Annotated in this window: 16 protein-coding genes and 1 tRNA gene; 8 read left to right on the top strand and 9 right to left on the bottom strand. The window is 42.1% G+C overall.

Annotated elements, in window-relative coordinates:
• Nucleotides 1–124: 124 nt before the first annotated feature.
• The 5 genes from GPM24_RS00085 to GPM24_RS00065 all read right to left on the bottom strand — a co-directional run bounded on the left by GPM24_RS00085 (nt 125) and on the right by GPM24_RS00065 (nt 6,381).
• Nucleotides 125–1,234: a Gfo/Idh/MocA family protein gene (locus GPM24_RS00085; RefSeq protein ID WP_158824714.1), complete on the bottom strand. Its 1,110-nt coding sequence runs from the start codon at nt 1,232–1,234 to the stop codon at nt 125–127.
• Between the two features lie 153 nt (nt 1,235–1,387).
• The gene (locus GPM24_RS00080) at nt 1,388–4,153 is read right to left on the bottom strand and encodes a M16 family metallopeptidase (RefSeq protein WP_199269670.1); all 2,766 of its coding nucleotides are present in this window, start codon (nt 4,151–4,153) and stop codon (nt 1,388–1,390) included.
• A 340-nt stretch (nt 4,154–4,493) separates the two neighbouring features.
• Nucleotides 4,494–4,805: a hypothetical protein gene (locus GPM24_RS00075; protein ID WP_158824713.1), complete on the bottom strand. Its 312-nt coding sequence runs from the start codon at nt 4,803–4,805 to the stop codon at nt 4,494–4,496.
• Between the two features lie 381 nt (nt 4,806–5,186).
• Nucleotides 5,187–5,570: an RNA-binding regulator gene (gene rbp / locus GPM24_RS00070; protein WP_158824712.1), complete on the bottom strand. Its 384-nt coding sequence runs from the start codon at nt 5,568–5,570 to the stop codon at nt 5,187–5,189.
• 526 nt (nt 5,571–6,096) lie between these two features.
• Nucleotides 6,097–6,381 (bottom strand): hypothetical protein, encoded by a 285-nt coding sequence (locus GPM24_RS00065; protein WP_158824711.1) that lies wholly within the window; start codon nt 6,379–6,381, stop codon nt 6,097–6,099.
• Between the two features lie 216 nt (nt 6,382–6,597).
• Here GPM24_RS00065 and GPM24_RS00060 point away from each other — a divergent pair, with 216 nt between their 5' ends.
• The 3 genes from GPM24_RS00060 to GPM24_RS00050 are packed head-to-tail and all read left to right on the top strand — an operon-like array spanning nt 6,598 to nt 9,510.
• Nucleotides 6,598–7,569, top strand: a complete 972-nt coding sequence (locus tag GPM24_RS00060; RefSeq protein ID WP_158824710.1) for a glycosyltransferase family 4 protein — start codon at nt 6,598–6,600, stop codon at nt 7,567–7,569.
• A 47-nt stretch (nt 7,570–7,616) separates the two neighbouring features.
• Complete coding sequence (locus GPM24_RS00055; protein WP_158824709.1) at nt 7,617–8,909, top strand: glycosyltransferase family 4 protein; 1,293 nt, start codon at nt 7,617–7,619, stop codon at nt 8,907–8,909.
• Nucleotides 8,910–8,919: 10 nt separating this feature from the next.
• Nucleotides 8,920–9,510, top strand: coding sequence for a D-glycero-alpha-D-manno-heptose-1,7-bisphosphate 7-phosphatase (locus GPM24_RS00050; protein WP_158824708.1), 591 nt, complete (start codon nt 8,920–8,922; stop codon nt 9,508–9,510).
• Here the strand turns inward: GPM24_RS00050 and GPM24_RS00045 are convergent.
• A complete protein-coding gene (locus tag GPM24_RS00045) occupies nt 9,499–9,990 on the bottom strand; it encodes a D-glycero-alpha-D-manno-heptose-1,7-bisphosphate 7-phosphatase (RefSeq protein WP_158824707.1) in 492 nt (163 codons plus the stop codon). The two genes, GPM24_RS00050 and GPM24_RS00045, sit on opposite strands and share 12 nt — an antisense overlap.
• A gap of 240 nt (nt 9,991–10,230) precedes the next feature.
• Between GPM24_RS00045 and gltB the strand changes: the two genes are divergently transcribed.
• The 3 genes from gltB (at nt 10,231) to GPM24_RS00030 (ending at nt 16,715) form a co-directional block, all read left to right on the top strand.
• Complete coding sequence (gltB, locus tag GPM24_RS00040) at nt 10,231–14,760, top strand: glutamate synthase large subunit (protein WP_158824706.1); 4,530 nt, start codon at nt 10,231–10,233, stop codon at nt 14,758–14,760.
• Nucleotides 14,761–14,768: 8 nt separating this feature from the next.
• Nucleotides 14,769–16,241 carry a glutamate synthase subunit beta gene (locus GPM24_RS00035; RefSeq protein WP_158824705.1) on the top strand — a complete coding sequence of 491 codons (1,473 nt, stop codon included), beginning with the start codon at nt 14,769–14,771 and terminating at the stop codon, nt 16,239–16,241.
• A gap of 81 nt (nt 16,242–16,322) precedes the next feature.
• Nucleotides 16,323–16,715, top strand: a complete 393-nt coding sequence (locus GPM24_RS00030; RefSeq protein ID WP_158824704.1) for a hypothetical protein — start codon at nt 16,323–16,325, stop codon at nt 16,713–16,715.
• 18 nt (nt 16,716–16,733) lie between these two features.
• On the opposite strand, the gene GPM24_RS00025 is transcribed toward GPM24_RS00030, so the two are convergent.
• The 3 genes from GPM24_RS00025 to GPM24_RS00015 all read right to left on the bottom strand — a co-directional run bounded on the left by GPM24_RS00025 (nt 16,734) and on the right by GPM24_RS00015 (nt 20,076).
• Complete coding sequence (locus GPM24_RS00025; RefSeq protein ID WP_158824703.1) at nt 16,734–17,468, bottom strand: polyprenol monophosphomannose synthase; 735 nt, start codon at nt 17,466–17,468, stop codon at nt 16,734–16,736.
• 124 nt (nt 17,469–17,592) lie between these two features.
• Nucleotides 17,593–19,071: a POT family MFS transporter gene (locus GPM24_RS00020; protein ID WP_158824702.1), complete on the bottom strand. Its 1,479-nt coding sequence runs from the start codon at nt 19,069–19,071 to the stop codon at nt 17,593–17,595.
• 87 nt (nt 19,072–19,158) lie between these two features.
• The gene (locus GPM24_RS00015) at nt 19,159–20,076 is read right to left on the bottom strand and encodes a hypothetical protein (protein ID WP_158824701.1); all 918 of its coding nucleotides are present in this window, start codon (nt 20,074–20,076) and stop codon (nt 19,159–19,161) included.
• A gap of 201 nt (nt 20,077–20,277) precedes the next feature.
• Between GPM24_RS00015 and GPM24_RS00010 the strand changes: the two genes are divergently transcribed.
• Together GPM24_RS00010 and GPM24_RS00005 are read left to right on the top strand one after the other, a co-directional pair.
• Entirely contained in the window at nt 20,278–22,344 is a 2,067-nt protein-coding gene (locus GPM24_RS00010; RefSeq protein ID WP_158824700.1) for an HD family phosphohydrolase, read from the top strand.
• A gap of 77 nt (nt 22,345–22,421) precedes the next feature.
• Nucleotides 22,422–22,508: transfer RNA gene (locus tag GPM24_RS00005), tRNA-Ser, on the top strand.
• Nucleotides 22,509–22,512: the final 4 nt, after the last annotated feature.

The raw sequence follows: 22,512 nt of genomic DNA, 5'->3' as shown, positions 1-22,512 counted from the left end.
AGAAGATAGTTGCTTAGGGGACGACATTGTGAAAGCCGGTTAAATACCCTAAAAATAAAAGATTGTTTAAACTTAGAATCAATCGAGTTGTAAAATGGGTATTTTTCTGGTTATTTGTGTGAAATTATATTGTTTCTCTTCTTCCGTTATTATCTAAACTTCGGTATATAGCGTCAATTACTTTCATGTCTTTAAATCCTTCGTCGCCGGCTACACGTGTAAGTTTGTTTAAAGCTACGCATTGGGCAAAGTCGTCCATTTGAGCAGCCTGCTGGTTGATGGGCGGAAAGGGCATAGGCTTTTGATTTACTTTGCCCTGCAGGCCGTCGTAACCATAGGCGGGCGCTAATTCAAAAGTGCCACGCTCTGCCGTAGCTTTCATGCTACTCCAGTTGTTATTATAGCTACTTTTGCAGTGAGCGATTACACCGCCCGGAAACTCCAAATCAAAATATACCGTTTCATCTACTTCACTGAAAATAGCCGGACGGGTTTTTTCCTGACGGGCTGTTACTGCTATAGGTTCTTTGCCGAAGGTGTAACGTGCTGCTTGTATCGTATAAACGCCCATGTCCATTAAGCTGCCGCCGCCAGCTAATGCTTTTTTTAACCGCCAGGTGGTATTATTACCCCAGGTAAAACCATTGGCCGCCTCAAAGGCAGTAAGTTTGCCTAACTCCTCTTTTTGTCCTAAACGCATCACTTCCTGATGGCGGGGATCGAAATGCAGACGGTAGCCTATAGAAAGCATTTTGTTAGCTTTTTTACAAGCGTCTATCATCTCCTGGCAATCGTGTGCATTAAGTGCCATAGGCTTTTCGCAAATTACATGCTTGCTGGCCTGTGCTGCCCTTATAGTGTATTCTTTATGCATGGCAACCGGGAGTACCACATACACAATATCTATATCCGGGTTGTTTTTAATCTCATCAAAGTTCTGATAGTTGTAGATGTTTTTTTCGGGAACGTTGTATTGTTTAGCCCAATCTTTTGCTTTTTGGGGCGAACCGCTTACCAAGCCTGCCAGGTAGCAATGTTCGGTTTGCTGCAGGGCAGGGGCAAGTTGCCCTTTGCTATATCCACCCAAGCCCACTAAAGCAATTCCCAACTTATTACCCGGCTTTTGTGAGCAAGCTGCTAGTGCCGATATTGAAGGTCCCCATGCTAAAGCACCGGCAACGGTTGATATTGTGCGGATAAACTTGCGGCGGGAGAAGAGATGTAATGGATTCATATACAATCGGTTTTATCAAATTTAACTAATTAATTCTCATATTGCCAATTGTTTATGCCAAGCATTCAAATCGAGTAACAGCATATACAAGCCTTAAAAATACAAAACCCCATAGCCTTACGGTATGGGGTTTGTGCTATAGGCAGTAAGTGATTACTTGCTTTCGGCAGTTTTCTTTTTGTTAAAATCGCCTGCCTTGATGATATTTATTTTGTTAACATCATAGTATTTTTTAATGGCGGCATTAATTTGCTGCGGCGTTAATTTAGCAACAGCGTCATTCATTTTTTGCCAGAATGCAATTGGCTCGCCATAGTAAGTATACGTGTTTAGCGTACCGGCCAATACATTGTCTTGAGCTAACTCTACCTGGCGTGATTGCAAAAATCCCTTTTTGGCCTCTGCAACTTCTTGCTCTGTGAAGCCTTCGTTAACTGCTTTATTTATCTCTTCTTTAAAAGCGGTTTCCAAACGGGGCGCATTTTCAGGTGCATAAATAGCATAGTACACAGCTTGGCCACTATTCTGATCAAAGTAGCCGGCATTCAAGCCAGAACCAACACCATAGCTGATACCTTCTTTTTGACGAATGCGTGTAGCTAAGCGCGAATTCAGGAAGCCGCCACCAATTATATAGTCGGCCATTACCAGCGCCGGATAATCAGGATCTTTCATGCTTAGCTTAATTGGCTGGATGGCAAAAAAGAATGCATTAGCTTTATCAGGGGTTTCGATATTTTTATTTAAAGGGGTAACATCCTTCACTACGTTTTCCGGACGAACAAATGGTTGTGGGCTTTTCCAGCTGCCATATTCTTCGGTAAGTAATGATTTTACCTGATTGGCATCAAAGTCACCTACTACAGTTATGGTAGCGTTAGAAGCGCCGTAAAAATCTTTATAGTAGCTTTTTACATCACCTTCGCTTACAGCCTTGGTCATTTCTATTGATTCATCAATAGTGCCCTGATATCGTGGGTCAGTTTTGGCATAAGGATTAAGGTAACGCTGTAATTCGAGTACAGCAATGTTGGTGGGTTCACTGCGTTGCTGCTCTAAACCGGCAATGCGTTGTTGTTTTAATTTATCCAGTTCATCTCCAGGGAAGGTGGCTTCCTTCAAAATTTCATCTACTAACTTTAATACGGCCGGGAAATTGGCTTTAGTAGTTTCAATATTAACATTTAAAGTATTGGCTGCGCCGCCAAAACCTACACGGGCTTTCAGGCGGTCAAGCTCATCCTGTATTTGCTGGCGGGTTTTGTTTTTGGTGCCTTTGTTGAGCATAGCAGCTGTTAAGCCAGCAACAGTGCCTTTGTTTTGCAAGGATTGAATGCTGCCAAAGCGGAATGCCATCGAAGCCACTACAGCTTCACCTCGGGTTTGCTTAGTTAACAAATTCATTTTAACACCACCAGTTTGTGCGGTTACCAAACGTTTTTGAATATTGGCTGCACTAGCGTCAAATGCTTCGCCCTGCGCAATGGTTTGCGAACCGGTGTAGCCTTTTAGCATAGCTGCCAGATCGGGTGTTTTAGGTACCTCGGCACGGTCTGGTTTTTCGGTCGGAATAAAAACACCTAGTGTACGGTTAGATGGCTTAAAATATTTATCAGCAACGCGTACCACATCGCCCGGCGTTACATTTTTTAGCTGGTCGCGCTGGTAAAATAACAATCTCCAATCTCCTTGCGCTATATATTCGCTCAGGCTTAAGCCTACATCTTCAGATGAGTTTAGCTGCAGTTCGATATTTTTCAGCTGCTTGTTCCGGATTCGTTCAACTTCTTGCGCAGTTGGTTTTTCGGTGCTAAAACTTTCAACGGTGTTAACCAATATGTCTTTGGCTTCGTCAAGGTTTTTATCTTTAGGTACTTCTATGCCAAAAAATGCCATACCTGGATCTGCTGTTTCATAATCGTAGCCAAACACACTGGTCGCCTTTTTAGCTTCAATTAGTTTTTTATACAAACGGCCTGACGGCTGATCGGTTAATAAACCAATTAAAACATTTAACGGTTGGGTATCAGGATGCGGGCCGGATGGTACGTGATAGCCGGTTTCTGCTACTTGTACATCGCCCACGCGGCGTAAAGTAACGGTGCGTTCACCATCCTGAGTGGGCTCAACTGTATAGACAGCCGGCAGTACACGAGCAGGGCGGGGGATAGTACCAAATTTTTGATTAATTAAAGTAAGCGTTTTGGCCGGATCAAATTTACCCGCTACTGTTAGCACCGCATTATCGGGCTGATAATACTTGCGGTAAAATGCTTGCAGGCGGTCAATAGGCACATTCTCCACATCGGCACGGTTACCAATGGTCGATTTGCCGTAATTGTGCCACAAGAACATGGTAGATTGTATACGCTCATTCAGCACGCGCTGCGGACTATTTTCGCCCGATTCCATTTCATTACGTACCACGCTAAACTCTTTATCTAGCTCGGTTTTTGCAATAAATGAATTAACCATACGGTCGGCCTCCAGGTCAAGCGCCCAGGTTAGGTTCTCGTCGGTTGCAGCAAAGGTTTCAAAATAATTGGTACGATCTAACCAGGTAGTACCGTTAGGGTTGGCACCATGTGCACTCAACTCTTGCGGAATGTTGCGGTGTTTAGGCGTGCCTTTAAATACCATGTGTTCCAGTAAGTGAGCCATACCGGTTTCGCCATAATTTTCAAATTTTGAGCCTACTAGGTAAGTAATATTTACAGTTGCCGTTTGCTTTGTTTGGTCTGGAAAAAGCAATACGCGCATTCCGTTACCTAAACGGTATTCGGTGATACCTTCAACCATAGTGATTTTTACTGGAGCAGGGGTTGCTTTGGCTGCAGTAGCCTTTTTTTGCGCACTTACCGGAAAGGCCAAAGCTGCCGATAAAGCACAAGCCAACATGGTTTTTCTTATAGTTACCATTAATGTTTGTGATTAAAGTTTTTGTATTCTAATATAAATTGATTTGTTGAAACTAAATAGTTCGTTTGGAAAAAAATTCAAAAAGTAGCAATAATTAATGGTTACAGCCAATATCAGGTTTTACACTAATAGCAGATCCAGTAGTTTAGATCTAATAATACTATGTGTATCGTTATAAAAGAGAAGAACCGAATTTGGCATATATCATTACAGGTTTAGTGCCTGCTTTATTGGTTAGATGCTCGGGCCGATTGTTTGTTACAGAATAATGAAAAGAATGTTAAATAAAAAAGCCCTTCAACTTTCGCTAAAGGGCTAGTACAACACATTTATATAACAATTACCATCTGCGGTACATACGATGGCCGTAAGCGTGGCCTCGGCCGTGTCCTCTATAATAACCACGATCTACCACTACCACATGGCGGGGTTCATAATATCCGCGGCGTACAATAACCGGGCGGCCATAATAAGCAGGGCGATGATGTACAACTACAACACGCTCTGGTGCATAGTAAACCGGAGGAGGGGCAGGTTCATAATAAGCCGGAGAACCTACGTTTAAGCCAACATGCAAACCAACTTGTGCTTTGGCTGAATTAAGTGAAAATAAAGAAACTAATAATACTGCTAAAAAAGATATACGTTTCATAGTAGTTCGTTTTAAGTTTTAGGATGCATCTGCATCGTTGTTGTATGGGTATGACAACGCTTCTTTTTGAAAGTTTAATTGAAAAGGTAAAAATCTTACAACTTCAGTTTTTAAACTTGGGATTAGTAGTAAAGGGATAATGTTAGTGCATGAAAAAAAATGATGATGAGCAGTGCCTGATCTTTTGGTAGTGTTGATGATTAAAGGAGAATAGTTGATTTAAACTTAGTGTTGCAAACACTGTGTTCAATTAGCAGATGAAGGATGAGTATCCAAGTCTATTGGTGAAAAACCATAGAATGAATTGCAAATTCATATAAAAGCAAAACGCCGGATATATTATATCCGGCGTTTTGAAAAAAGATTTATGTTAAACCGTTATTAGTTCCAACGGCCACCACCTCTGTTGTTGTCTCTTTGGTAACCACCGCCACCGCCGCCGCGGTTGCCGCCACCAAAACCACCGCCACCACGGTTGCCGCCGCCGCCGAAGCCACCGCTTCTGCCGCCACCGCCGCTAGGCTTTCTGTCTTCAGCTTGGCTTACAGCAATGCTTCTGCCGCTTACTTCAACACCATTTAAGCCTGAAATGGCTTTTTGTGCTGCTTCGTCGTCTGGCATTTCAACAAAACCAAAACCTTTGCTTCTGCCGGTTTCACGGTCAATAATTAATTTCACTGAGTTTACCTCTCCGTATGCTTCAAAGAGTTCTTTTAAATCTGCTTCCTGCAAGCGATAAGGAAGGCTTCCTACAAAAATGTTCATCAATTTAAATATTACACGTCAAGCGTTCTCGCTTGATAGCGCAATTAACGTATAAAAATCTATTTAATCAAAATAATTTATAATACTTTTTTAATTTTTTTTTGAAACAATTTTTAACAAATCAAAAGCTTTGATATTTAAGCTGAAAAGCTGAATAATAACTATATTAAAGATGCGGTTAAAGCTGTAAACCAGAGCTTTACTTAAACATCAAAATATATACGATATAATTGTAGCCGAGTATAATCCGGGTTATTTTCAGGAACTGACTTTATTAATAGGAGTGCTTTTCTTCATATCTTTCTTGTGGTCATTTGATGAGAGTTCATGGCATAGCATCAGCATGAAACAAGTAAATGTTATTGTGCTATTTAACATTGTTCCGTTTGTGATGATGTAGTTTATTGAGTTGGCTAAATAATTTTGTAGCAAGTTCTAAAAAATATTGAAATTTGCTTCGGCATGTTACTAGTATACAAGAAAGGCGCTGCCAATGCAACGCCTTTCTTGTATACACAATATTATACTAATATCTGCGGTAAACACGGTGGTGACGGTAGGCTCTGTGGTTGTAATGCCTTACTGCCGGGCCACGGCGAAAACCTGGACGGGCATAATAACCCGGGCGGCCATAATTACGACGCACATAACGGCGGCGTACTACCCGGCGGCGCACAGGATGACGGGGGCCAGTTCTGACAATAACACGTTGTTGAGGTTCTAACTTAGTAACAGGCGCTGCATTGGTTTCAGCACTGTACAATGATAGCGCTGCTAAAAAGCCTATCACTAAAAATTTAAATTTTTTCATAGTATCAGTAAGTTATTCACATCTTAAACTTACATATGTTGATAAAGTTTAATGAGCTAACAAAACTGTTACAAATCAATTAAATGCTTTAGTACATTATATTGGACAAGTATGTACTAAGGATCGCTTCTGAAAAACTGGCAGAAGCGCTTCTGACAAGTATAAAACGGCTTTGGTGTTATAATTGTTGATGTGTGCCAGAACACTACATTACTTATGGCACAATCGCGACTAAAAATTTTTACGTGGCACATTCACGGCAGCTATTTATTTTATCTATCACAGGGTAACTATGACGTTTATATACCTACCAAACCCGAAAAAACGGAAGGTTACTACGGTAGGGGCGAAACTTTTCCGTTTGGGCCAAATGTAATCGAAGTGCCAGCTGAGGAGGTAAAGAATCATGAATTTGATGTAATTGTTTATCAAACCAATCAAAATTACCTATACGATCAGTATGAAATTTTATCTGCTGAACAACAAGCATTGCCTAAGGTATATATAGAGCATGATCCGCCAAGGCAACATCCTACGGATACCAAGCACGCGGTAAACGACAAAGATGTTACACTGGTGCACGTTACGCATTTTAATAAGTTGATGTGGGATTGCGGCGAAACACCTGCTACCGTTATAGAACATGGTGTGATAAATCCTAATGCGCCTTATACCGGCGAAAAGCCACGTGGTATTGTTGTTATCAATAATTTGCCTACCCGTGGTCGTTTACTAGGATTGGATATCTTTATGAAAGTGCGCGAGCATGTGCCGCTTGACTTGGTAGGCATGGGTACCGGTGATTTGGGGTTAGGCGAAGTATTGCATCCGCAATTGCCAGAGTTTGTATCTAAATACCGTTTCTTCTTCAACCCCATCCGTTATACCAGCTTAGGTTTAGCCGTTTGCGAGGCTTTAATGCAAGGTATACCAGTAGTGGGTTTGGCTACCACCGAACTTTCAGCCGTAATAGATAATGAGCACTCGGGCTTTATTCATACCGATGTTAATTATTTGATTGATAAAATGAATTTGTTGATTGAAGATGCCGACCTTGCCCGCCGTATTGGTGCCGGAGGACGAGAACTGGCACAAACCCGTTTTAGTATTGAAAGATTTACACGCGACTGGGAGCAGCTGTTTAACAAAGTAACAGCGCAAAACACCAGCCCCATATACATAGCCTAATCCTTAACCATACCATATCACTTATACTATATCTATCCGTGAAAAATATGAAGTCAAGTCAGCCAAAAATTGCGTTTATAAGTGAGCACGCTTCGCCTTTGGCCATGTTAGGCGGGGTGGACACCGGCGGCCAAAACGTGTATGTAGCCCAGGTAGCTCAATTTTTGGCAAAAAAAGGTTATGCGGTTGATGTGTTTACCCGTTGGGAAAACGAAGCCATGCCACAGGTGGTTAACTGGCAGCCCGGTGTTCGGGTTATACATGTCAAAGCTGGCCCGGTAAGTATTATTCCTAAAGAAGAGATTCTCGACTTTATGCCTGAGTTTACCCAAAGTATGCTCAATTTTATGCATGCCGAAAATATTTCGTACGATTTATGCCATGCTAACTTCTTTATGTCGGGTTTGGTAGCTGCCAACCTGAAAAGCATTTTAGGATTACCCTTTGTAATCACTTTCCACGCACTGGGCCATGTACGACGCATACATCAGGGCGATAGCGACAAGTTTCCGGCCGAGCGCTTGCAAATAGAGGAGAATGTGGTTCAACAAGCTGACTATATTATTGCAGAGTGCCCTCAGGATAGAGACGATTTGATTAACTATTATAAAGCACCTTCATATAAAATAACGATTGTTCCATGTGGTTTTAGCGACCAGGAGTTTTATCCGATTGAGAAAGCTACCGCACGGCGGATATTAAAAATCAATACAGATAAGCACATTATTTTACAATTGGGCCGTATGGTGCCACGCAAAGGAGTTGATAATGTGATCCGTTCGTTAAGCAAGCTAAAAGATAAACAGTCGGTTTTGCTTTTAGTAGTTGGGGGCGATTGTGACGAGCCCGATCCTGTTCTGTGTCCGGAGATTGGCCGTTTGCAGCAAATAGCTGCTGAACTTGGTGTTGAAGCATCCGTTCAGTTTACAGGCCGTAAAACCCGTGAGCAATTAAAGTTTTATTATGCTGCAGCAGATATTTTTATCAGCACCCCTTGGTATGAGCCGTTTGGTATTACCCCGCTGGAAGCGATGGCCTGTGGCACACCGGTTATCGGCTCAAATGTTGGTGGTATAAAATATACCGTTGTAGATGGTGAAACCGGTAGCTTAGTGGCGCCAGAACAGCCTCAGCAACTAGCCGAAAAAATTGAAGAACTGGTTGGTCAGCCAGCATTGCTAACGCAAATGGGCGCAAACGCTATTAAACGGGTAAATAACTATTTTACTTGGGCGCACGTTGCCGACAAGATAGGGCAACTGTATACTAAAATGTTAGGCGTTGACGAAAAGGCCGGTTTGCAGCAGCAAATTCTTAAAGCTAAACAGAAAGCAGCCTGAATTGAATGATATGAATAAGGCTATCTTTTTAGATAAAGACGGCACCGTGATCGATGACGTTCCTTATAATGTAAACCCCAATTTAATAACGCTTAAACCTGGTGCAATTGAAGGTTTGCAGTTGTTACATGCCCAAGGGTATATGCTTATTATGGTTACTAACCAGTCGGGCGTTGCCAAAGGGTATTTTACCGAGGTTGAATTACCGGCTGTTGAGCAGCGGTTGCAGGAGCTATTTGCTCAGCATCAGCTTCAGTTAGATGGATTTTATTATTGCCCTAATCACCCCGAAGGGACTGTTGAGCCTTATAACGTAAGCTGTAACTTCAGGAAGCCTATGCCGGGTATGCTTTTGCAGGCTGCCCAAGAACATCAAATAGACTTGAAACAATCCTGGATGATAGGCGATATTTTACATGATGTGGAAGCCGGCAACCGTGCAGGTTGCCGGACCATATTAATAGATAACGGTGGCGAAACAGAATGGATAAAGGATAACGAGTTTCGCGAACCGGAGTTTACTTGTGAAGATTTATTAGTAGCTGCAAAATATATCTTAAATGCAGCCCCCGGCCATCTCCATGATCAACTACTTAATTAAATGAAGTATTTCACTAATGGGTTGGTCGCTGTTAATTAAAATACCGGTTACACCGGCAGCTTCGCCTGCCTCAACGTCGCGCTCGCGGTCGCCAATAAAGTAAGACTGCGCCGGATCAATATTGTATTGTTCTATCCCTCTTAATAATAAGCCTGGCTTGGGTTTACGGCAGTCGCATTCGCCGGTAAAGTTGGGGTGGTGTGGGCAGTAATATATATCGGTAAAAGTAACACCATGCTGGGCATATAAATCTTTTAAGTGCTGATGCATGCTTGCTAGTTGCTCTTCCGTGTACCATCCTTTAGCTAAACCACCTTGGTTAGTGGCCACTATTAATAGGTAGCCTCTGTCTTGAAGTTCTTTCAAGGGTTCAAAATTATGCTCCAGTACGGTAAAATCCTCTATGCGGCATACATAGTCACCTAATTCTTTATTTAATACGCCGTCGCGGTCTAAAAAAACGGCTTTGTTCTTTGTCATGTTGAGTTGTAAAGTATTTGAGTGTACAAAGGTACGGAAAGCGCCAGATAATTCATTTTGTGCTTTTCATAGAGATTTTAGTCATAGGAACGGTTGTTTTATTGTGAAAATCATAAAATTCACGTTTATTTAATATTAATATTTTGTAAATCCGTAAAAAGTTTAACAACTATTTTATGTATTTATCAAATTCAGTATATTCGTAATTACACCTTTGGTGCTAGTTATCTGTTTACACACATGGATCAAACTGAATGCAACCAGCAAGGCCTTTACAGGCCGGAATTTGAACACGATTCTTGCGGAACCGGGTTTATTGCTAATATTGACGGACACAAGTCAAACCAAATTATTGATGATGCACTAACCATGTTGGAAAACATGGAGCACCGTGGCGCTTGCGGTTGCGACCCCGAGTCGGGAGATGGTGCAGGTATTCTTATTCAATTACCACATGAGTTTTTGATGGAAGAATGCTCTAATAATTTGGAAGTAAGCTTACCTATGCCAGGCGAGTATGGCGTAGGTATGTTATTCTTTCCAAAAGATGGGACTTTGAAGAAAGCTTGCCGCACTATTGTGACCAACGCTATTGAAAAGTTGGGTTTAACGCTGCTTGGCTTTCGTAAAGTACCGGTTGATGCATCGGTAATTGGTGAAACTGCCCGCACCGCCGAGCCAGATGTGGAACAAGTATTTGTGCTGCGCCCATCCAATATTAACAACACCGAAGATTTTGAACGCAAGCTGTATGTGTTGCGCCGTTACATCAATAAAACGGTGAACGAAACGGTGCCTAACGCCGGCGAGTTTTTTTACTTCACATCATTTTCGTGTAAAACCATTGTGTACAAAGGTCAGGTAACCACCTACCAATTGCGCAAATATTATACAGATTTGTCTGATTTGCGCATTGCATCCGGCTTTGCCATGATTCACTCGCGTTTTTCTACCAATACGTTCCCATCATGGAAACTGGCGCAGCCTTTCAGGCTGATTGCCCACAACGGTGAAATCAATACCCTTACAGGTAACTTAAACTGGTTCTACTCTGGTGTTAAATCACTGGCATCATCATACTTCACCAGCGAAGAGATGGAGATGCTGTTACCGGTAATTGATAATAACCAGTCTGATTCTGCTTGTTTGGACAATATTGTCGAAATTCTGCTGCATTCAGGCCGTTCATTACCGCATGTAATGATGATGCTGATTCCGGAGGCATGGGATGGTAACGAGCAGATGGATCCTATCAAGAGAGCATTTTATGAGTATCATGCGTCGTTAATGGAACCATGGGATGGTCCGGCCGCCATTACCTTTACCGATGGTAAGCTGGTAGGCGCCTTGCTTGACCGTAATGGTTTGCGCCCGTTGCGTTATGCCGTTACCAATGATGGTCGTGTAATTGCCGCCTCAGAAGCTGGTGTGTTAACCATTGATGAAAGCACTGTTATTACCAAAGGCCGTTTACAGCCGGGTAAAATGCTTTTGATTGATACAGTTCAAGGCAAGATTATTACCGACGAAGAAATTAAAATGCAGATAGCCAGTCGTCAACCATACGGCCGCTGGCTCGAAAATTATAAAATTCAGTTAGGGGAACTGGCCGAACCGCGTTTAGCCTTTGCCAGCCTTACACCCGATTCGGTATTTCGTTACCAGCAGGTGTTTGGTTATACCCGCGAGGATATCGATACCATCATCAAGCCAATGGCCCTTGATGGAAAAGAGCCGATAGGCTCAATGGGGACAGATGTGCCGTTGGCTATCTTATCTGATAAGCCTCAGCACATATCCAGCTATTTTAAACAATTCTTTGCACAGGTTACCAATCCACCTATCGATCCTATCCGCGAACGTTTGGTGATGAGCTTAGCTACTTTCATTGGTAACAACGGTAACCTGTTGGATGAGGATAAAATGCATTGCCACGGTGTAATGCTTAAGCATCCAATATTAAAAAGTCATCAGTTAGAACGGCTACGTAGTATTGACACTGGCTTGTTCCATGCCAAAACGCTGCAAACTTATTTTAAAGCCGATGGTCAGCCAGGTTCACTAGAAAAAGGTATAGCCCGTTTATGCCGTTATGCTGAAGATGCCGTGGACGATGGTTTTGAAGTGTTGATTTTGTCCGATCGTGCGTTGGATTCCGAGCATACACCTATTCCATCGCTGCTGGCGGTATCGGCAGTGCATCACCACCTGATTAAAAAAGGGTGCCGTGGTTCGGTAGGCTTGGTGGTAGAAGCTGGCGACGTTTGGGAAGTTCATCATTTTGCCTGTTTGCTGGCTTTTGGCGCAACGGCTATCAACCCTTACCTGGCGTTGTCAACTATTGAAACTGTTAAAAATGACGGCAGCCTGGAAACCGAGTTGGATAACAAAAAGTTGCTCAAAAACTACGTTAAGGCAGTTTGTGATGGCTTGTTGAAGATTTTTTCTAAGATGGGTATTTCTACCCTGCAGTCATATCATGGTTCGCAGGTATTTGAAATATTGGGTATTAATCAAGAAGTAGTTAACCGCTATTTCACCGGCGCGGTAACCCGCATAGGTGGTTTAGGGTTGGATGAACTGGCCCGTGAAGCTTTAACCAAGCACAAAATTGGTTTCGGCAGTTCAAACAACGAGGTGCGTTTATTACCCGATGGTGGTATATATCAGTGGAAGCGACGTGGTGAACAGCATTTGTTTAATCCGCAAACGGTGCACCTGTTGCAACACGCTACCCGTACCAACGATTACGAGGTTTATAAAACTTATGCCCGTTTAATAAACGAGCAAATGGAAAAACACTTCACCATCCGTGGCTTATTGGATTTTACACACCACCGTGAAGCTATATCTATAAGTGAGGTTGAGCCCGTAGAAAGCATCATGAAGCGTTTTGCTACCGGTGCCATGTCGTTCGGTTCTATTTCGCACGAAGCTCATAGTACGTTGGCCATTGCCATGAACCGCATAGGCGGTAAAAGTAATACCGGTGAAGGTGGCGAGGATGAAATGCGTTACGAGAAATTGCCAAACGGCGATTCTATGCGGTCGGCCATTAAACAAATTGCCTCGGCGCGCTTTGGGGTGACCATTAATTACCTGACCAATGCTGATGAGCTACAGATTAAGATGGCCCAGGGCGCTAAGCCCGGTGAGGGTGGACAATTGCCTGGCCATAAGGTAGACGAGTGGATTGCCAAAACACGTCACTCGACACCAGGTGTAGGTCTAATCTCGCCGCCACCACACCACGATATTTATTCCATCGAGGATTTAGCGCAGCTGATTTTTGATTTAAAGAATGCTAATCGTGCGGCCCGTATCAATGTTAAGCTGGTTTCAAAAGCCGGTGTGGGTACTATTGCTGCCGGTGTAGCCAAAGCACATGCCGACGTAATATTAATTGCTGGTTATGATGGTGGTACCGGTGCATCGCCAATCAGCTCTATAAAACATGCTGGTTTGCCTTGGGAATTAGGTTTAGCCGAAGCGCACCAAACACTGGTACGTAATAAACTGCGCAGCCGTGTAATCTTACAGGCTGATGGTCAGATGAAAACTGGTCGCGACCTGGTAGTGGCTGCCTTAATGGGCGCCGAGGAATGGGGTGTAGCTACTGCCGCACTGGTGGCCGGTGGCTGTATCATGATGCGCAAGTGCCATTTGAATACCTGTCCGGTAGGGGTGGCTACACAAGATCCTGAACTGCGTAAGCTGTTTAGCGGCGAGCCGGAACATATTGTAAATCTGTTCCGCTTCCTGGCCGAAGATATGCGTGAAATTATGGCCGAGCTGGGCTTCCGTACCGTTAATGAAATGGTGGGCCGCGTTCAATTTCTGCGTGTTCGTGATAATATCAAAAGCTGGAAAGCCAAAAAGGTAGACCTGTCTGGCATATTGCACCCGGTAACTAACGCTAAAGGTGCTACGCTGTATAACAGCGAAAAGCAAGATCATGGTATGGACAATATCATCGATTGGAAGCTGTTAGAAGCTGCTCAGCCAGCATTGGAAGACCGTACACCGGTGTTCGCATCATTTGAATTAAAAAATATCGACCGTACTGTAGGTACATTGCTGTCGAACGAAATATCTAAAAAGTATGGTTCAGCCGGTTTGCCTGATAACACCATTAACTTTAAATTTAAAGGATCTGCCGGCCAAAGTTTTGGTGCTTTTGCCGCCAAAGGCATTGCCTTTGAACTGGAAGGCGAAGCCAACGATTATGTAGGTAAAGGCTTGTCGGGTGCGCAACTGGCCATTTATCCGGCCGCTGTGGCAACCTTTAAATCTGAGGATAATATTATCATCGGTAACGTGGCTATGTACGGCGCTACATCAGGTGAGCTTTTTGTGCGCGGTATGGCAGGCGAACGCTTTGCAGTACGTAACTCTGGCGCAACCGCTGTGGTAGAAGGTATAGGTGACCATGGATGCGAGTATATGACCGGCGGGCGTGCCCTTATTTTGGGTAAAACAGGCCGCAACTTTGCCGCTGGTATGAGCGGTGGTATTGCCTGGGTTTACGATCCAAGTAAAACCTTCGCTTCAAACTGCAATACCGAAATGGTTGATTTGGATCCACTATCTACAGAGGATGAGGAGCATATAGTTGCTTTATTGAAAAAGCACTACAACCTTACTCAAAGTAAGGTAGCACAAAATCTGCTGGCTAACTGGCCGCAGGCAGCTACCCAATTTGTTAAAGTATTCCCTAAAGAATATAAAAGAGTTTTACAGCAAAATAAGTATCAAACCGTTAGCCACTAATATATAATATGGGAAACCCTCATGGATTTCAGGAGTTCGGCAGAGAGCTTCCAGGTAAAAAGGCACCTGCAGAACGGGTGAAAAATTACAACGAGTTTGTAAGTTTATATAGCGATGAAAAGCTAAACCAGCAATCATCTCGCTGCATGAACTGTGGTATCCCGTTTTGCCATTCGGGTTGTCCGCTGGGCAACATCATACCCGAGTTTAACGAAGCGGTATATCAAAAAAACTGGTTGCTGGCCTACGAAATATTATCATCCACCAATAACTTTCCGGAGTTTACGGGCAGAATTTGCCCTGCCCCTTGTGAATCGGCCTGTGTGTTGAGCATTAACAAGCCGGCGGTTGTTATTGAAGAAATAGAAAAGCATATCATCGAAATCGCTTTCGAGAAAAACCTGGTTAAGCCATATACACCGTTAATTAAAACCGGTAAAAAGATAGCCGTAGTAGGTTCAGGTCCGGCAGGTTTAGCGGCGGCAGCACAGTTAAGCAAAGCAGGCCATATGGTTACCGTATATGAGCGTGACGATCAACCCGGTGGCTTATTGCGTTACGGTATTCCAGATTTTAAGCTGGAAAAATGGGTGATAGACCGTCGCATCAAATTGCTGGAAGAAAGTGATGTGACGTTTGTTTGCAATACCGAGATTGGAAAAGATATTGCTGCTGATGATTTAGTACGTAACTTTGACGCCGTAATATTAGCAACCGGATCAACCGTTCCGCGCGATTTGCCTATTGAAGGGCGCGAACTAAACGGCGTTCATTTTGCCATGGATTACCTAACCCAACAAAACAAACGCAATAGCAATACAACTATCAACACTGCCGAACTGGTAGCTACCGGTAAAAATGTAATTGTAATTGGTAGCGGCGATACTGGTTCCGATTGTATAGGTACTGCTAACCGCCAGGGGGCTGCATCAGTTAAACAATTTGGTTTAATGGCTCAACCACCTGCACAGCGTACCACTAATATGCCTTGGCCAAGCTATCCTATTATTATGCAAAACAGCAGCTCGCATGAAGAAGGATGTGAGCGGATTTGGGGTATCAGCACTAAAGCTTTCTTGGGCGATGAACAAGGCAACCTGCGGGCATTAAAAGTAACCGACATCAGCTGGGAACTGGATGAAATGGGCCGCCGTACCAAGTTTATTGAAGTAGAAGACTCTGAACGTGAAATGCCTTGCGAGTTGGCCTTATTAGCCATTGGTTTTGCACATCCGCAGTATAATGGCTTACTAGAGCAGTTAAATGTTGTGGTTGACCAACGTAATAACATCCATGCGCAAGAAGGCGTTTACCGCACTAATGTAAGCAAGGTGTTTGCCTGTGGCGATGCACGCAGAGGGCAATCACTGGTGGTATGGGCTATATCTGAGGGTCGCGAAACTGCGCGTAAGGTAGACCAGTTTTTAATGGGACATTCTGTGTTGGAAACTAAAGATGCTTTAGCTGCATTTGAGTACTAATTTTAAGAGCAAACTAACCAATAGTAACTATGAGTCGTCTGTGCCATGCGCAGGCGACTTTTTTGTTTATTTTAGCTGTAAATGAACGAAGGTTTTTCAAAACAAAAAGTTAAAAGCCGATTTTCTTGGGCGCAAAGCCGGTTTGAACTTAACAGACGCTTGATTGTATTTTGTTGTGTTGCTGTTTTGGTTGAAACAGTAATGTTTTCTGTAATTAATCAACCTGACGACGATGACTTTAATACACCGTTATATATTTTTGCAACCCTTTTTGTAGAGCACTTAATTTGGTTTCTGACGGCAAATGTAATTTTTAGTATATGCTCATGGTTCCAAAAGATGTCCGAAAAAAAACGGCGTAAGCCATTAGTAAATTGCTACGATTCAATGCTGATTTGGATAGGTTTTAGTATTCCAGCAATGCTTTTTATAATGACTGTAGGAGGATGTTTACATCATTTCTTTAGCAAATAACTGTATAGCTATCTTAGCTTAATCCCCTTCAGGATACTTTCTGAAAATACTGTTGATCTTCATTTGTATCACCCCAAAAAAAGCCTCCCGAAAAATACCGGTCGACATTTTAGAAGTGCCCTCGGTGCGGTCTGTAAAAATGATAGGTATTTCTACTACTTTGAAGCCATGCTTAATGGTAGTATACTTCATTTCAATTTGAAAAGCATAGCCCACAAATTTGATTTTGTTAAGGCGGATAGTTTCCAGTACGCGGCGCTTATAGCACACAAAACCTGCGGTGGCATCGTGTACATCAATGCCGGTAATAAAACGAACGTATACCGAAGCATAATAGCTCATTAATACACGGCTCATGGGCCAGTTTACCACGTTTACACCTTTCACATAACGCGAGCCTATAGCCATATCAGCGCCTTCGGCACAGGCCTGGCGCAGTTTAAGTAAATCACTTGGGTTGTGCGAAAAGTCGGCATCCATTTCAAATATAAAGTCGTACTTGTGCTGTATAGACCATTTAAAGCCATGAATGTAGGCAGTTCCTAAACCCAGTTTTCCTTTACGTTCTTCAATAAATAAGCGTTCCGGAAACTCTATTTGCAAACTTTTTACAATAGCTGCAGTGCCGTCTGGTGATCCATCGTCAATAATCAGAATATGAAAATCATGAGGCAAAGAGAATACTTTGCGCACCATACGCTCAATATTTTCTTTTTCGTTGTAAGTAGGGATAATGACAATGCTATCTGGCACCGGAGTAAACTTTTATGAGCTGCATAAAATGCAAGACGACAAAAGTAAGCAATTCACCTTTAAAAACGCAAAAGCAGGATAGGTTGTGCCTATCCTGCTTTGTTAAAATAAGTTAAAATGTTTGTTACAAATTGTTGGTGTCGGCTATAATCTGACCTTCTTCTGCATCGTCTACAATATAACTTCTCTCTTTAATACGAGGTGAAACAAAAATAAATACTACTAGAAACACAGCAATTAATCCAACAAAAAACCAATAGTAATTAGCGCCTTCAAATTGTGAGAAGAAGCCTTTATTGGCTATACTGTTATTTACAGCAACATCAAATAGATTGCCGGCAGCTACAGTAAGCAACCACAGTGCCGACATAGTACTTTTCATTGATTTTGGTGCTTGTGTATAAGCATATTCCAACCCTGTAATAGAAACCAATACTTCACCAGCAGACAATACCATATAGGCTAATATTTGCCACCAAACAGATGGATGCTGACCTGCTTCTATTTGACTTTGTAATAGCGCAATAATTACAAAGGATAAGCCTGTTAAAAATAAACCAGTACCTAACCGGCGTAATGGAGTAGTTTTAATACCTATCTTATCTAAAAATGGATAAATTCCGTAGTTGAAGATAGGAATAAATGATAGTAAGAATACTGGATTAGCGGTTTGAACCTGCTCAGGTAATACATTGTATCCAAACATATTTAAGTTTAGCTTAGTAGCTTGTAATACCCATTCTGATAAGCTTTGATCCCACATTGCCCAGAATATAGGCGCAAACGCAAATACAGCCATTACACGGTATACGGCTTTCATACCTTCAACTTTTTCAGGATCAAATTGGGTTTTAGCTACGTCGAGCCATGATTCACCTTTTTGTTTCTTACCCAAGTTCATCAAAGCATACCAAGATATAAATAAGAAATTGTTCCGGTTTATACCCGAGGGCGGAATTTTCACGTACTGTTTACGACCAGAAAAGAAAATGATTGTAGCCAAAGCCATTAATATACCCGGAATGCCAAAAGCCCATTGCGCACCATATGCTTTATAAATAGCTGGAATGGCTAATGTAGAGAGCACTGAACCGGCATTAATACTAAAATAAAACCATCCGTACACTTTTGATAACAGGCGCTGGTTGCTTTTATCGAACTGATCGCCTACATTGGCCGACACGCACGATTTTATACCGCCTGCACCTATAGCAATCAAAATCAGGCCATACCTAAATCCTTCCAAATTGGTGTCAAATAAGGCTAAGCATAAGTGGCCCAGGCAGTATACAATAGATACGTATAGGATCACCTTGTATTTGCCAAAAAACCAGTCGGCAGCAATAGCACCTACAAAGGGTAAAGCATAAGCCAGCGACACAAAAAAGTGGGTGCTCTCATTAGCTTTTGCTTCGGCAACAGTTTGTAAGGCCGGGTTTAAAGTTGGATTAAAAAATTGTGCAACCAAAAAGGTAGCAAGAATAGACCGCATGCCATAAAAGCTAAACCGTTCAGCAGCTTCGTTTCCAATAATATAAGGAATACTTTTTGGATATTTGGGTTCTGCGTGCTCTTCTTTTACAGTTAATGTATCTTGAACCATATTATGAATTAAAAAATTTTTCTAAAATACTATTATTCCAAACAAAAGGTGGGTGGTGTGTGTATTTTGCGTGCAAAAGTATAGTAGTTACTGACTTTTGCGTAACGGCACACTAGCGCGGTCTCGTAGTGCCTGCTTTTTAGGATCTTCAATATCTACATCCTGTGGCGAAGGTATATTGCGCATATCAAGGTTTTCTTTCAGTTGCCATTTTCCATTCAATAACTTGTATCCGTCGTAAGTCAAGTCGGGGCCGTACATGTCCGGCTGCATTTTCATTCGATCATCTGGAGGGGCCAGGTGGTCAAATACAATTAAATTTTGTTCGGGTACAAAGCGCAGCAGCATAGAGGCTTGCCGGTTATATTCAAACACAGCCCGTTGGCGGGTTTTGGTTTTGCTTTGCAGCACTGGCATACCAAACGTAGGCTTACCATTTTTGAAAGACAGAACTTCTATTACTTTTTTAGTAGATTTTACAGTGTTACCTTTCCAGCCTAGCAGCAGGTAATAGGGAGTGTTACCGCTTACCGGAATAATTTTGTAGTACTCGGCACCGTACCATTTATGATTGTCAACCACAGAATCTTCAGGATTTTTCAGCAATGGCGAGTAATCTTCCAGTGGGTGCAGGGTGAGCGTTGGTGTATTCATTTGTAAAGCGCCATAAAAACGGTAGCTACCATCTTCATTCATCACAAACCAACTAAAAATTCGAAACTTGTTATCAGGCGATTTGAGGATGCTGACAGTTTTTAATGAATCGAAATTGTAAGCAAAGGAATTGTTGGTTTTTAAAGCGCTGACTAAAGTACGAATAAAGCCATAGTTAGCATTTTTACGCTCGACATCATTTTCGTTATTTATAATTTGTTTGCTCAATTTAATCAAGCTGTCTTCATAGGCTTTTATACCTTTATCCGGAGTTACGGCTAGCCGGTTTTGTGCTCGTAAAAGTTTAGCTAAACCAAAACATACTAGAAAAATTAATAAAATTTTTTTCATGCTGATATATAAGTTGGCCATTACTATAAGTATGACAGCCTTTGAATTGTTATAGCAAATTTAATAACTGATTAAGATAAAGAAGGTTGTTGAAGTGTATGGCTTAAAAACGTAATAAAATGCCTCACATTGCCTATGTAATGTTAAACAATTTACATTTACTTTTGACATCGGGCTATATTTGATAGTTTAAACACATTCATGGCAAAATTTTCGGTTTCGCGCCAACGGGCTTTATTACGTAAATACGCTGCAGGGGTTAAGTTTTTAATGATATTATTCAGCGTTTTGTTGATAGTAGCATGCCTGCCCCGGCAAACGAAGTTTAGGTATGAATTTGAAAAAGGGCGCATCTGGACACAAAAGGATCTGGTAGCACCTTATAATTTTGCCATTCAAAAAAATGCGCAACAGTTAGAGGCAGATCAGGAAGAAGCATTAAAAAGTGTTTTTCCTATATATCAACTCGATGAAAATATACAGCAGCAGCAAATCGAAGGTTTCAAGAACGATTTTAACATTAAATGGCCCAATGCGGGCATTAATGATAAACTTAAAGCCATTCATTTGAAAGTAGGGGAGGCCTTACTAACTCATGTTTACCAAACCGGCCTGTTAACACTCAATCAAAAATATTTGCGCCAGGGCGAAAACTACAGTATTACCATTGCCAGCCATAATACAGCTGTTGAAAAAAATACCACTGGATTATATACCAAAGAAAAAGCTTTAAATTACTGTAGTGCCGAATTAAGCAAATATCCGCAGCTAAACAAAGCCTTTATGCTCGATTTGCTGCAAAACCGTTTGCAGAATAATTTAAACTATGATGACAAGCTTACGCAACGTTTAGAAAAGGATGTGGTAAGTGGCTTGTCAACCACCCGGGGCATAGTTCAAAAAGGAGAGGTGATTGTAACCAAAGGAGCTGTAATTAATGAGGAGATATACCAAAAACTGCAATCGTATAAACAATCGTTTGAAGACAATGCCCAAGTTAATGGTAATCGTCTTTTGATACTATTAGGTCAATTTATCTTGGTATCGGTTGCAGTGGGCTTGCTCATTATCTTCTTGCAACTTTTTCGTAAGGATATCTATCAGGATAATCGTTTGGTGGGTTTAATACTGCTGGTTATCACGGCCATGTTGGCCACACTATCTTGGGCTATATATGTGCAGATACCAAACTTGTACTATATACCCTATTGTATTGTGCCTATCATCATCCGCATATTGTTTGACACACGCCTAGCATTGAACATTCACTTGCTGGTCGTACTTATTGCCGGTTTCTTTGTACCTAATAGTTTCGAATTTGCCTATTATGAAATCACGGCAGGTATGGTATCCATCTACAGCATCAAAAACCTGTTGCGCCGCGGTCAGTTTTTGACATCTGCTTTGATTATTACCCTGAATTATTTTTTGGCCTTTGTAGGAATTTCGCTTATACGCGAAGGTAATATTTACAGCATTGAATGGGCCGAGTTTTTACCATTTGTGGTAAGTGTGATGCTTACATTGCTTGCCTATCCGCTCATTTATGCGTTTGAAAAGGTATTCCGTATTACTTCTGATTTAACGTTGATTGAATTAACCAATACCAACGCCGCTTTGCTGCGCGAAATGGCCTTCAAGGCACCAGGTACGTTTCAGCACTCTTTGCAGGTGGCAAATTTGGCTGAGAATGCTATTTACAGCATTGGCGGTAACGCTTTGTTGGTTAGGGCAGGGGCTCTGTATCATGACATAGGTAAAATGGAAAATCCGCTTTACTTTATCGAGAACCAAAGCTCGGGCTTTAACCCGCATGATAAGCTTTCCTATGAAGAGAGTGCTCAAATTATCATCCGACATGTACGCAATGGTATTGATATGGCCCGCAAAGCAAATCTGCCAGAAACTATTATCAATTTTATTCGCACACATCACGGCAACACCCGGGTCGATTATTTTTACCAGTCGTTTTTAAAAAATTTTCCTGAAAAATTTGTAGACGAAAATACTTTCCGCTATCCCGGACCCATTCCATTTTCTAAAGAAACCGGTGTTTTAATGCTGGCCGACTCTGTTGAAGCCGCATCACGGGCCCTGCGTGAACCCGACGCAAAATCTATCAACGATTTAGTGGACCGCATTGTAAACTATAAGCTAAATCAGAACCAGCTGAAAGACAGTGACATCACTTTAAAAGATATAGAAACCATTAAAACGATATTCAAGCGTATGCTGATGAGTATTTATCACGTTCGAATTGATTATTGAAAATTCTCAAAAAAGTTTTGACAGTTTAACTGATTTCCTATATTTGCAGTCCCCAAACGAGGGGTTTATATTTGAAAGGTGAGGTGCCTGAGAGGCCGAAAGGATCAGTTTGCTAAACTGACGTACGGGAAACTGTACCGAGGGTTCGAATCCCTCCCTCACCGCTGA

The sequence above is a fragment of the Mucilaginibacter lacusdianchii genome (genome assembly GCF_009770985.1).
Classification (GTDB): domain Bacteria; phylum Bacteroidota; class Bacteroidia; order Sphingobacteriales; family Sphingobacteriaceae; genus Mucilaginibacter; species Mucilaginibacter lacusdianchii.
The sequence above is the reverse complement of the archived record's forward strand: the minus strand, read 5'-3'. Positions and strand labels throughout refer to the sequence as shown.